At 43.3% G+C, this 12,950-nt stretch carries 8 protein-coding genes; all 8 read left to right on the top strand.

The annotated features are described in order from the left end of the window. The first annotated feature begins 17 nt into the window (after nucleotides 1–17). The 8 genes from WS42_RS01465 (at nucleotide 18) to WS42_RS01430 (ending at nucleotide 12,938) form a co-directional block, all read left to right on the top strand. Nucleotides 18–800 (top strand): glycyl-radical enzyme activating protein, encoded by a 783-nt coding sequence (locus WS42_RS01465; RefSeq protein ID WP_013613764.1) that lies wholly within the window; start codon nucleotides 18–20, stop codon nucleotides 798–800. A 36-nt stretch (nucleotides 801–836) separates the two neighbouring features. Further along, entirely contained in the window at nucleotides 837–3,206 is a 2,370-nt protein-coding gene (hypD, locus tag WS42_RS01460; RefSeq protein ID WP_046450673.1) for a trans-4-hydroxy-L-proline dehydratase, read from the top strand. A 442-nt stretch (nucleotides 3,207–3,648) separates the two neighbouring features. Continuing rightward, nucleotides 3,649–4,758: a hypothetical protein gene (locus WS42_RS01455; RefSeq protein ID WP_013613766.1), complete on the top strand. Its 1,110-nt coding sequence runs from the start codon at nucleotides 3,649–3,651 to the stop codon at nucleotides 4,756–4,758. Between the two features lie 42 nt (nucleotides 4,759–4,800). Beyond that, nucleotides 4,801–7,914: a SusC/RagA family TonB-linked outer membrane protein gene (locus tag WS42_RS01450; protein ID WP_087383980.1), complete on the top strand. Its 3,114-nt coding sequence runs from the start codon at nucleotides 4,801–4,803 to the stop codon at nucleotides 7,912–7,914. Between the two features lie 17 nt (nucleotides 7,915–7,931). Further along, nucleotides 7,932–9,800, top strand: a complete 1,869-nt coding sequence (locus WS42_RS01445) for a RagB/SusD family nutrient uptake outer membrane protein (protein ID WP_022159458.1) — start codon at nucleotides 7,932–7,934, stop codon at nucleotides 9,798–9,800. Between the two features lie 24 nt (nucleotides 9,801–9,824). Next, on the top strand, nucleotides 9,825–11,204 hold the full coding sequence (locus WS42_RS01440) for a DUF1735 domain-containing protein (protein WP_022159459.1): 1,380 nt from the start codon (nucleotides 9,825–9,827) through the stop codon (nucleotides 11,202–11,204). A gap of 148 nt (nucleotides 11,205–11,352) precedes the next feature. Further along, complete coding sequence (locus WS42_RS01435; RefSeq protein WP_022159460.1) at nucleotides 11,353–11,748, top strand: hypothetical protein; 396 nt, start codon at nucleotides 11,353–11,355, stop codon at nucleotides 11,746–11,748. Next, complete coding sequence (locus WS42_RS01430) at nucleotides 11,745–12,938, top strand: DUF4934 domain-containing protein (RefSeq protein ID WP_046450671.1); 1,194 nt, start codon at nucleotides 11,745–11,747, stop codon at nucleotides 12,936–12,938. Before WS42_RS01435 ends, WS42_RS01430 begins: the two co-directional genes overlap by 4 nt. The last annotated feature ends 12 nt before the right edge of the window (nucleotides 12,939–12,950 follow it).

Below are 12,950 nucleotides of genomic sequence, written 5' to 3'. Positions count from 1 at the left end.
TCTAAATTTATTTCGTCATGCGTGGAAATATATTCGATATCAAGCGTTATGCGATTCATGACGGGCCGGGAATACGGACGACTGTTTTCTTGAAAGGGTGTCGTTTGCATTGTCGTTGGTGTCATAACCCCGAAAGTCAGGCTGTGGGAACTGTGTCGATGAAACAAGTCCGGAAATTAGGAGACCGTGAATTCGAAGAAATCCGGAAGGTGGGCTACGGGATTTCGGTCGATGAATTAGTCGAAGAGATAGCTAAAGATGCGGTGTTTTTCGAAGAATCGGGAGGAGGCGTTACTTTTTCAGGAGGAGAACCTTTGTTGCAACCGGTTTTTCTGTTGGAATGTCTCAAAGCTTGTAAGGCCCGTCGTATCCATACCTGTATCGATACGGCCGGAGTGGCTTCCGGAGCATATTTAGAAGAAATATGCCGGTATACGGATTTGTTTCTTTACGACGTAAAAACTGCCGATCCTCAAAAGTTCGAAGCGTACATCGGTAAAGGATTCCGGGAGGCGTGTGAACATCTGAGGAAAATTGCCGGACAGGGTGCCGGAGTGATTGTCCGGATACCTGTTATTCCCGGTTTTAACGACGATAAGAAGAGTGTGCAGGAGACGATTCGTTTTTTACAGACGATGCCTGTTTTGAAAGAGGTGAATCTGCTCCCTTTCCACCGTACGGGGGCAGATAAATACAAACGGCTCGGTATGGATTGGGAAATGGGAGATCTTCCGGGCCTGAAAGAGGAAGACCTGAAAGATATCCGGGAAATGTTCAGGGAACAAGGCTTTCGGATATAACCTGTTAAAAAACTATAAATCAAAACCATACTTATTATGAAAATGACCGAACGAATCAGAAAACTGCGTGAGCAGAGTCTGAATGCTGAGAATCGGATCTCGGCGGAAAGAGCTTTACTGATTACTGAATTTTATCAATCGGGGATGGCCGATGCCGAACCGGTACCGGTTCAACGGGCTTTAGCGTTTAAATATATCCTGGAACATAAGTATATTTGTGTGAATGAGGGTGAATTGATTGTCGGCGAGCGGGGACCGGCCCCGAAGGCTACTCCGACTTATCCCGAAATCTGTATCCACTCGTTACAAGATCTCGAGATATTGAACGATCGCCCGAAAGTATCCTTTAAATCCGATGAAACTACCCGGGCTGCTTACCGGGATATCATTATTCCCTACTGGAAAGGGAAAAGTAATCGCGACCGGATATTTCAGAATTTGCCACAGGAGTGGAAAGAGGCTTATACTGCCGGTGTATTTACGGAATTTCAGGAACAAAGGGCGCCGGGACATACGGCTTTAGGGATAAAGATGTTTCGTACCGGGTTGTTGGATTTGAAAGAAGAAATAGCCGAAAGTCTGGCTAAGACCGACCTGGTAAACGATCCGGAAGGCGTGGATAAACGCGACGAGCTGAGGGCGATGGATATCGTTTGTGATGCAATGATCCGCTATGCCGAACGGTATGCCGAACGCCTGGAAGAGCTGGCGGCTGAAGAAAAAGACCCGGTGAGAAAGAAAGAGCTGGAGAAAATGGCTGCGATTTGTCGTCGGGTACCGGCTCATGCTCCGACAACCGTTCATGAGGCATTACAACATTATTGGTTTATCCATTTGGGTGTGGTTACCGAATTGAATCCCTGGGACTCTTTCAATCCCGGACGTTTGGATCAGAGCCTGTATCCGCTGTATAAAAAACAGCTGGAAGAGGGGACGGTCACTCAGGAAGAAGTATACGAAATGTTGCAGTCTTTCTGGGTGAAATTCAACAATCATCCTTCTCCGCCCAAAGTGGGGGTTACGGCTGAAGAAAGTAATACTTATACCGATTTTTGTCTGATCAATGTCGGAGGGGTGAAGGAAGACGGTAGCGACGGGGTGAACGAGATGTCGTATATCCTGCTGGATGTAATCCGGGAGATGCGTTTACTGCAACCCAGTTCGATGATTCAGGTCAGTAAGAAAAATCCGGACCGTTTTATCCGGGCTGCTGTCGAAATCATCAAAACCGGCTTCGGTCAACCGTCGGTGTTCAATACGGATGCTTTGGTACAGGAAATGTTGCGGGTGGGAAAAGATGTCCGCGATGCCCGGAACGGCGGGTGCTCGGGATGTGTGGAAACCGGGGCTTTCGGTACCGAAGCTTATATCCTTACCGGCTATTTTAATCTGCCGAAAATTCTGGAATTGACCCTGAACGACGGATTCGATAAGCGGACCGGCAAACAGATCGGTCTGAAAACCGGGACAGCTACAGATTATCGGACCTATGAGGAATTGTTTGCAGCCTATAAAGCACAGGTACAACATTTTATGCGGATCAAACTGACCGGTAACAATATCATCGAACGCATATTTATGAAATATATGCCGGTACCTTTCTTGTCTGTACTGATCGAAGATTGTATCCGGAACGGAAAAGATTATATGTGTGGTGGCGCCCGTTACAACAGTAGCTATGTGCAAGGGGTGGGCCTGGGTAGCATTACGGATATGCTGACCGCTTTACGCTATCATGTGTATGATAAAAAGACCATCGCGATGGAGACTATGGAGAAAGCTTTGGCGAACGATTTCAAAGGGTTCGAAGAGTTGCAGTATCAGTTGGTGTATCATACTCCGAAATACGGTAACGATGATGATTATGCCGACGAGCAGGAGGTACAGGTGTTCGACATGTACTATGATGTTTTGTCGGGACATAAATCTCCCCGGGGGGCGGACTATCGGGTAAATATGTTGCCTACTACCTGTCATGTTTATTTCGGTAAAGTGACCGGAGCTACTCCGGATGGACGGAATGCCTGGAAAGTGCTGTCGGAAGGCATCTCTCCGGTCCAGGGGGCCGATACGAACGGACCGACGGCAGTCATCCGTTCTGCCGCCAAAATCGATCATATCAAAACCGGCGGGACGTTACTGAATCAGAAATTTACTCCTTCGCTTCTTTCAACCGAAGAAGGATGTAATAATCTGGTACATCTGATCCGGGCTTATTTCCGGATGGACGGGCATCATATCCAGTTTAATGTGGTCGATGCCGATACGCTCCGGGAAGCTCAGAAACATCCCGAAGACTACAGGGATCTGATTGTCCGGGTTGCCGGATATAGTGATTATTTCAACGACCTGGGCGAAGATTTGCAGAACGAGATCATTTGTCGTACGGAACAAACGACATTTTAATACATTTTTAACGACTGGTGCTTTTTGAAGTAGTTTCTACAGCAAAAAGCATAAGTCGTATCTGAAAGTGTGAATAGTTATTAAAATTATAGAGATTTATTTAATGTATGGCATCTGTTAACTTAAAAAACGTTCGATTCTTTTGGCGAAAATCCGCCAGAAGAAAAATGGACAAACGATAACCGACAATTGACAGATATTGGAAGCTTCGCTTCCGTTAAAGAATGAAAAATAAAAGAAAAATGAGAGCAAGAATAAAGAAGATAATCATTGATTATCAAATAAATAAAAAACAAACCATAGGTTTAAAGATACATTATCAATTGTCAAATGACAATTGTCAATTAACAAAGTACCCGCAGAGTCCAGGGAATTTATGAACTTTATAAACTTTCGACTGATTTAATCGAACGTTTTTTGTGTAATCTAACAAATACATTTTATGAAAGGTAAACAAATTTTTTATTGGCTGAGTTTATTATTATGTCTGGCGGTGGCAGGATGTAGTAGTGACGGAGAAGACGAGGTTACGCCTAAAGATGAACCGGGAGAGGAAGGAGGAGGGGAACAGACCGGCCGGGAAGTATGGAGTTTCGATGTAAAAGTAATGCTCGACCGGGCGACTTTTAAATCTTACGGTTCTTCCGCAAACGTTGTAAACAATAAATTGAAACAGCGTTTTAAAGAAGTAAGAGAGCTTTACCATGGGAAAAAAGGAATCACCTATTTCGATGCCGATATAGAATTTGTCCCTTTCTTCGACGAAACTTGTGTATACGATTGTTCTTCTCAGGAAGTCCTGGATCATGCTGTGACCTATCGGGGCGATTATCCTTATCTTGTGATGTTCGACGGTAAAGTCGGTGATTTTTCCGATGAACGGGTACATAGCGATTGGACCGGCTGGGGGATCGAGGTCGTTTGCATTTCCGATAACAATAAAGGAGCACCTGACGGCGGGGCCACTACCTACGATATTTTATCCCCTTACAAAACTTCCGAATGCCTGGCCCATGAATTAGGGCATGCCCGCGGAGTTCCCGATATCTATGCGATGGAAGTGAAAACGAACCCGATCAGCGGGACCTTGTTCAGCCCGGTGACCTGTATGATGAATATTTGCTGGGGGGGAGATTCCTGGAGCGAATATGCACAATTACTGATCAACCGGAATAAAAATCTGGTGCGGGGACAAGAAGGATTCATTCCGCTGGAAGAACCCAAATATCCGAAGAACTTAGTGTTGAATATTACCCGGGACGGACAACCGGTGAAATATGCGGCAGTCAATATCTACCGGGAGGAAATGTATAAAAACACTGTCGATGTTACTGCTTTTATGAAAAAAACACTGGGGACCGACGGCTTGTTGAGCTTATCACCGGTCACTCTGTTCAATGGTGCGGGAGGAGGGATCGGATATGGCGTCCTCTTGATCGAAGTCGTTGACGGAGAGAGCAAAACCTACCGTTATATTCCGGTTTATGAGGTTCAGATCGCTTATTTGAAAGGAGATACGGACCAATATACGATAGAAATAAAATGTGATTGAAATACATACAATTACTTATTACAAACCATTAAATGATGTCTTATGAAGAAAATGCTAAAAGTAAACATGTTGCGTTTGCTATTGGGGATGTCGACTCTGGTATTTTTAGGTATATCAGGTAGTTTTACAGCCTATGCCGGCGATACGCCGGCAGCGCCACAGCAACATAAACGGGTAGTGAAAGGAAGGGTTACCGATAAAAAGACCGGAGAACCCATTGTCGGAGCTACGGTATGGTTTAAGGAATCGACCAGCGGAACAGCAACGGATGCTGCCGGAAATTATTCGCTCAACCGCCCTCAGGGAAATGCAATCCTTTCGGTGTCTTTTATCGGATATAAAAGCCAGGAAGTGGTATTAGGAAAAGAAGATGTGATTAATTTCCAGTTGGAAGAAACCAGTGAAATGATCGAGGAAGCCGTTGTCGTCGGTTATGGATCTCAACGTAAAGAGAGTGTAATCGGAGCGATCACGACTGTCGGAGTGGCTGAACTGAAACAACCGACGGGACAGATCAGTAATAGTCTGGCGGGGCGTCTGGCCGGTGTGGTTGCTGTGCAGCGAAGCGGTGAACCCGGGCAAAGTTCCGAGTTCTGGATCCGGGGAATCAGTACTTTCGGTGCCAACAAAGACCCGTTGATCCTGGTCGATGGAGTGGAAAGAAGTCTCGACTTGCTGGACCCCGAAGATATCGAATCTTTTTCTATCCTGAAAGATGCTACGGCAACAGCCGTCTACGGAGTGCGGGGAGCGAACGGGGTGATCATCGTGAATACCCGGCGGGGAAAAGAGGGACGACCTGATATCAACGTGAAAGCACAGGTCGGTATCCTTACACCTACCAAAGTGCCCAAAATGGCGAACTCGGCTACCTGGGCCGAGATGTATAATGTAGCCCGTACTTCTCACGATAAGGCTCCTCTGTATACTCCTGAAGAAATTCAAAAATACAAAGATCACAGTGATCCCTATTTGTATCCCGATATCGATTGGTTGGATGCTTTAATGAAAAATCATACTACTCAACAACGGGTGAATCTGAATGTCACCGGTGGGGGGAGTATTGCCCGTTATTATATTTCAGGCGCTTTCTTTAACGAAAACGGTTTGTTTATCAGTGATCCCGAACATGAATGGGATTCCAGGATCAATTACAAACGCTATAATTTCACTTCTAATGTGGATGTAAACCTTCATCCCACTACGATTCTGAAACTGAATATCGGTGGAAGTATGGAGACCAAACATCAGCCATACAACAGTATTAGCTCGATATTTAACGATGCGATGAATACTTCTCCGAACGTGATGCCTTTATTTTATCCCGATCGGGATGAGGATGGGGCTGTTCGTTATGCCGAATACGGGGAGTCAGTTCCGAATCCTTATAATACTTTGACTCAGGCAGGGTATAACGATAACTGGTGGACTAAGATAAACGCCATGATAGCTCTGGAACAGGATTTTTCGAAATTGGTGACCGAAGGGTTGAAGGCTGAAATTAAATTTTCATTCGATGCCAATTCCTGGAATCAGATTTTGCGGGGAGGTTCGCCTCATACCTGGTACGCCCGGATGAGAGATGATGATAATAATTTGGTATACGAGGAAAAGTCGTTAGGTTCAAATACGTTAAGCTATACTTCTTATGCGAATGGAGAACGCGCTTTATATTTGGAAGGACGTATCAACTACGACCGGCTGTTCGGGAAACATCGGGTTGGAGCACTCTTTTTATACAACCAGCGGAATTATCAGGTAGCTGCCGGTTCTTCTATCGACGCTTTGCCTTACCGGGATCAGGGGCTTGCCGGACGAGTGACTTATTCTTACGACGACCGGTATTTTATCGAAGGAAATTTCGGGTATAACGGATCGGAGAACTTTGCCAGCGGTAATCGTTTCGGTTTCTTTCCGGCAGGTGCTATCGGCTGGATTGTTTCGAATGAAAAATTCATGGGTGGTGTAACCCATATCATCGATATGTTGAAATTGAAAGCTTCTATCGGTCAGAGTGGTAACGACGAAATCGGAGGAGGACGGCGTTTCGTGTATTTGCCTACGATTGTCGGAGCTTACGGAACGTATTGGGGTACTTCCCATACCTATACCGGAGGTACTGCTGTCGGGGAGTATGCCAATGAGGATGTGTCGTGGGAAGTATCTACCAAAACAAATGTCGGTTTTGAATTGTCTTTATTCAATGCTTTACGTTTACAGGCCGATTATTTTTACGAAAGACGGAAAGGTATTTTTGTTCAACGGCAGTCGTTACCCGATTATGTCGGGGTATCTACCATGCCGTGGTCCAATGTCGGAAAGATGCAGAATCAGGGAATCGATGCAACGCTCGAATTCGACAAAAGTTTCGGTGAGTTTTTCTTGTCGGCCCGGGGAACCTTTACGTATGCCCGCAACAAACAAATCGATAACGATCAACCCGATTATATCGATAAATACCGGAACCGGAACGGACAAAAATATGGCCAGCAATTCGGTCTCATAGCACTCGGATTGTTTAAAGATGAAACGGAGATTGCCAATAGCCCTTCCCAGTTCGGTACTTCCTACCTCAAACCCGGAGACATCAAATATAAAGATATCAATGGAGACGGCGTAATCGACGATGCCGACGAAGTGCCTATCGGTTATTCCGATGTACCGGAAATTGTATACGGTATGGGAGTAAGTATGAATTACAAAGGATTCGATTTATCGTTGTTTTTCCAGGGGGTGGCCCGGACGACTTTTTTCCTGGGAGATGCCTATTTCCCGTTCAATTATCCGAATATCGGACGGACAGGTTTTCTGGATGATTTGAAAGATAAATATTTCGATCCGGCCAAACAGAATTTCGATGCAGAAATCCCTCTCTTGTATGATGAAGGATGGCATGGGAGCAACTATAAAAATTCCACCTGGTGGCAACGCAGCGGAGCTTTCCTGCGTTTGAAAACTGCTGAACTCGGGTATACTTTACCGAAATCGGTGACTCAAAAATTGCGTTTGAAAACAGTGCGTTTCTTCGTTTCCGGTACGAATCTCCTCACTTTTGCCAAGGATGTGAAACTCTGGGATCCGGAAATCAATTCAACGGACGGACGTGGTTATCCTTTGATGCGTACCGCTAATTTCGGCGTGAACATTAACTTCTAACCTAAAACATGAAGATTATGAAATCAAAAATACTTTTTTATATCGCTGTCGGTTTGGCTTTTCTGACCGTTTCGTGTGATTCGTACCTGGATAAAGAGCCCGACGATATGCAAACGATCGAGGGGGTATTCGCTAAACGTAGCACTACCGAGCAATATCTGGCCAATGCTTATGCTTACTTGCCGGAACAGTATGATGCGGTATGTATCGTTCCGCCGATGTATGGCTGGCCTTTTGTACCTGCCAGCGATGAGGCGGAATGGGGTGCTGTTCGGGTGTATGCTTTTATGCAGAACGGTACTTTGTCGGCCTCCAATCCTTCTCTTAACTTCTGGACTCCTCTTTATCGCGGAATCCGGGAAACCAATGTATTCCTCGAACATGTGGGAGAATGTAAAGAATTGGAAGATGGCGAACTGGAAGCCTGGACTGCCGAAGCCAGATATATCAATGTGATGTGTCATTATTGGTTGGCTATGATTTATGGACCTATCGTGTTGGTGAAAAATGAGATTATCGATGTAAATTCCACGATTTATCGGGAAAGAGACTCCTGGGAAGATTGTGTGAAGTGGATTTGTGATGAGTTGGAAGCTGTGGCTTACGAGTTGCCACCGACTCAGGGAGATACTTACAAAGGTAAACCGACCCGTGGTGCTGCCCTGGCCTATCGTTCCCGTTTATTACTTTATACGGCAAGTCCCTTATTTAACGGTAATGCTTATTTTTCATCGGTAAAGAAAAAAGACGGAACGGCTTTATTCCCGACAACCAAAGATCCGGAAAAATGGAGAGTGGCTGCCAATGCTGCCAAGAACTTCATCGATATGTGTGAAGACGGTTCCCTGCCTCATCAGCTGTTGACCGGTTCGGATGAAGAGAATGCAAAAGGGAAAACCTACAAAAGAGTATTTATCGAGGCTTGGAACAGTGAATTGATCGATGCCGAATTTCCCGGAGCAAACAATACGTATTACGTTTATTTACTGGAACAAGGACCTGCTCCGAACGGAGATCGTTTCCTGAATGGGCATGCCACCAATTGTGCCACTCAGTTCCAGGTAGACGCTTATGCCATGGAAAACGGGCGTTATCCGATTACCGGCTATAACAACGACGGTTCGCCGGTGATCGACGAGGAATCCGGTTATACAGAATCCGGCTTTTCCACTTTTACCGTACCTACTTTTGATTTGGACTACAAAGGTTTTACCAGCGAGATGTTCAATATGTATAAAAACCGGGAACCCCGTTTTTATGCCAGTATATTCTATAACGAAGGGGTATGGCCGAATACGGTAACCGATAAACCGGTGTATATCAATAAATACGGAACAGACGGCAGTAATAGTTCGGACTATAACCGTACCGGGTATTTGATTACTAAATTCGTTCATCCGGGATCGACCCTGAATCCCTACAATCTGAATTTTGAACGGAGTTGGTCGAATTTCCGCTATGCCGAGATTTTACTGAATTATGTGGAAGCAAAGATTGAGCTGGGTGAGTTGGACGACGAGGTATTGGGCTATTGGAATGCCGTGCGTAACCGGGGTGGTGTGCCGGATATCGAGACCGTATATCCGGATGTAAAAAGCGACCAGAATCTGGCACGTGACCTGATCCATCGGGAACGTCAGGTGGAATTTGCTTTCGAAAATATCCGCTGGTTCGATGCTAATCGCTGGAAGATTGCAACGGAGACCAATCATGGGAAAACCTACGGTATGAATGTAAACATATCTTCTAAGAATGCTTTGCGTTCCGAATATTATCAGCGTACGGCTTTCGAAACCCGTGTTTTCCTCGAAAGACAGTATTTACAGCCGATTCCACAGACTGCTATTATGAAGAATCCGGATCTGAAACAGAATCCCGGTTGGTAATGTTTAACCTCTAAACGAAAAAAGATGAAAATCAAATATTTAATTCTTTGTTTTGTCGCTTCTTTATTGGCTTCGTGCGGAGAAATCGACGAGTCGAATCTGAAGCTCTATCCTTCCAAACTTTATCTGGGAGTGAGTGGTTACAACCTGCAAGAAATATACGATCTGGGCGAAGAATCTTTGGTATGGGATGTATATGTGGATAAGAGCGGTTATTACGATAATGCCGCCGAAGTAGAATTGTCGTACGATCCGACAGTACTGACCGATTATCAGGAGCTGACTCAGGAGGGACTGGATTTCGAAGTATTACCTGAGCATGTCGGTACTTTGGGGCAAAAACGCCTGAGTCTGGCTGCCGACGCCACCTTGGGAGGTACACAACTGACTTTCGATATGACTACTCTTCGAACACTGATTCCGAAAGATGAAGAAGTGAAGTACGTTTATCCGGTACGGATCAAGAGCCTGACCGAGGGGGTAGAGGTCAATACCGATAAAGATTATCTGTTGCTGGCGATCCAGCTGAATACACCTCAGGCAAATTTACGCGGAAAGGGGAGTTTGATAGAAGCGGATTGTGATCCTTGGCGAGGTACGAATATGGATAAGATCATCGTACCTCTGATTATGGATTTGCCTTTTGATAATGAAAGTATGGAACTGACGTTCGATTATGAAGCTGATCCTGCTTTATTAGATTCCTATAACCAATTATATGGAACGAACTATGAATTGCTGCCTGAATGTTATACGACTCCTGAGTTAAAAATCAAAGCCGGTGAAGTTTCGGGAACGGCAGAAATGGAGGTAGATCCTGTGCAACTTGCCGGAGAAACAGGGTATGATTTGGAAGGTAAATCTTATATGTTACCCATTCGGATTACCGGATGTGACAATCCGTCTGTCAAGATTCAAGCAGGTGCTGTTACTTATGTAAAAGTAGCTACAAAAGCCAAGTGGACCGGAACGTGGACGGAAACGATTCTTGAAGGAGAATCCGGAATTAGTACAACAGCTGGTAGTGTGTTGTCCGTGAAATTATATACCCGTCATGCTGTTATTGCAAATGCAGTCGGTGATGAAAATTGCCAGAATATGATGTCTGGTTGGATATTGGATGATGAAGCGATTCTTTGTCCTGGTTGGAGTGGAACTATGTTCGAGCAATGTTCACCTATTATTAAAATTACCGAGGAAGATTATGACAATAGTGGAAAGAAAAAGGTAGATGTTTTGGCCGGTTGGTTTGGCGATATTTGGAACTGGGGGGGTAAACCAGTTTCAGCTAATAATAGCTGGTATGATCCTAATTCTCAGGTACTTCATTTAGAATGGTCGGGTGGCTATAGTTGGGGGGATTATACGATTAAAAGAGAGTTTTCGAATCCGATATTTGATTGAATTTTATCTGATGAGGGTGTGTCAAAATGCGTGTTTCGATAAATTATATAGTTGCAATTTATTGATAATCAATATTGAAAAGCCACTAAAAATACGAAAATTTGCATTTTGACACACTCTCTCAAAAACATTTTTAAAATTTTGAGTCATGAAAAAATGGATATTTATTACAACTTGTACCGTTGTGGTTTTATTGTCGACAGTGAATGTTTATCGTGTTTTAGGAGATTGGAATACACCTTTCCTCAGTATGTTAAAACTGGAACAACTGGCTTATGGTGAAGGGGGGAATACGGGAGGTGAAGGAGGAAGTGTCAATGATTGCGATATTTTTTTGTATAACCGGAATTATGCAGAAGCAACAGAGCGCGTAAAAATAACTTTTAATATTAAATTGCAGGGATACATAGAATTTGCGGGTAAAAAGTATACTCTTTCTCCGGGAGTTAGTGTAGATAGAGATGTTTTGATTCCTATATGTGAGAAAAGTGAGGGAAATTGTTGTAAAAAGAGTTGGTTAGATAGTTCGATTAGGTATTTATGATTAATTTAAAGAGGAAAATAATAATATTGTCCTTGATCTTTTTTGTATATCTCTTATTTTCATGTGGGAGAAAAAATGATGGGGGGATAGGGGATATACGGAAAATAGACTTGGCCGGTTTATCTGTTTATAATCCTTTTATTAAAGGAAATCAGCTTGACAGTATCAAAATAGTAAAATTAGCTACAGATACGAATTGTTTATTTGGAGGGATAATAAAGGTTATAATTGAAGATTCACTGATCTTTATCAGAGATGCTAATGAGAAATTATTTGTTTTTGATTTGAATGGGAAATTCCGGAATATGATAGGGGTTATGGGAAATGGTCCGCTGGAATATGCTTCATTATCAGATTTCTATGTTAATTGTCAAAAGAAATTTGTTTGCATTTTGGATCGGATTAAGGGTAAGATTTATCGTTATACTTTTGACGGTCAGTATATAGAGGAGTTTGATTGTGACCGAAGTGTTTTTAATAATGTTATCGATATTCACTATGTGGGAGAGAACAAATTGTTGTTGAATATGAATAATCATATCGGTACGCTTTATAACTATGCTCTGGTAAATGAAAGTAGTTATAAGCTTGAACAATTCTTACACCCTTATCCTGTAGTGTCAAGAGAGCGTATTTCTAATGGAATGCTACCGACAGTCGTATATGGTAACGGAAATATTTTTTATACAGTATTGTTGTCCGATACAATTTATACTATACAGGATGGAGAAAGCAGACCGATTTATTTGTATGAAGGAGGATTAAAACATATTAATTATGAAGCCTTACAGCAGGAAACTCCTTACCAAAGTATTTTTGAGGCAGAGATGAAGCTTATAAAAAAAGGGTATTCAGGAGGACTGTTACAATTATTTCAGTTAAAGGATCATTTATATTTTGAAATTTGCCAGGGGGAAGAATGTTGGAATATTTTTTGGAATCTGAAGGAGCAAACAGGATTTAAATATAATAGCTGTCTTCCTGGAATAAGGATCTTTCCAGGTAAAGTTCAAACTGTATATGAGAATTACATTGTTCGCAGTATATCTGCCTTAGATCTGAAAACGGAATATTTCAGAAAGCATAATTTTAAGGATAGTAGAATCGATGCGGTTAACCGGGAAGTGTTGGAAGATGATAATCCTGTTCTGTTGTTTTATTATGTAAATACAGAAAGATTGAAAAAGTGAAATATACTTTGT

Source organism: Odoribacter sp. N54.MGS-14, from assembly GCF_000980295.1.
Classification (GTDB): domain Bacteria; phylum Bacteroidota; class Bacteroidia; order Bacteroidales; family Marinifilaceae; genus Odoribacter; species Odoribacter splanchnicus.
This window is presented reverse-complemented; position numbering and strand designations above follow the sequence as displayed.

What these genes read in the sequence shown, in the direction of transcription:
- WS42_RS01455 (WP_013613766.1), top strand. Translation starts at nt 3,649, where the DNA reads ATGAAAGGTAAACAAATTTTTTATTGGCTGAGTTTATTATTATGTCTG.
- WS42_RS01430 (WP_046450671.1), top strand. Translation starts at nt 11,745, where the DNA reads ATGATTAATTTAAAGAGGAAAATAATAATATTGTCCTTGATCTTTTTT.
- WS42_RS01465 (WP_013613764.1), top strand. Translation starts at nt 18, where the DNA reads ATGCGTGGAAATATATTCGATATCAAGCGTTATGCGATTCATGACGGG.
- WS42_RS01435 (WP_022159460.1), top strand. Translation starts at nt 11,353, where the DNA reads ATGAAAAAATGGATATTTATTACAACTTGTACCGTTGTGGTTTTATTG.
- hypD (WP_046450673.1), top strand. Translation starts at nt 837, where the DNA reads ATGAAAATGACCGAACGAATCAGAAAACTGCGTGAGCAGAGTCTGAAT.
- WS42_RS01445 (WP_022159458.1), top strand. Translation starts at nt 7,932, where the DNA reads ATGAAATCAAAAATACTTTTTTATATCGCTGTCGGTTTGGCTTTTCTG.
- WS42_RS01440 (WP_022159459.1), top strand. Translation starts at nt 9,825, where the DNA reads ATGAAAATCAAATATTTAATTCTTTGTTTTGTCGCTTCTTTATTGGCT.
- WS42_RS01450 (WP_087383980.1), top strand. Translation starts at nt 4,801, where the DNA reads ATGAAGAAAATGCTAAAAGTAAACATGTTGCGTTTGCTATTGGGGATG.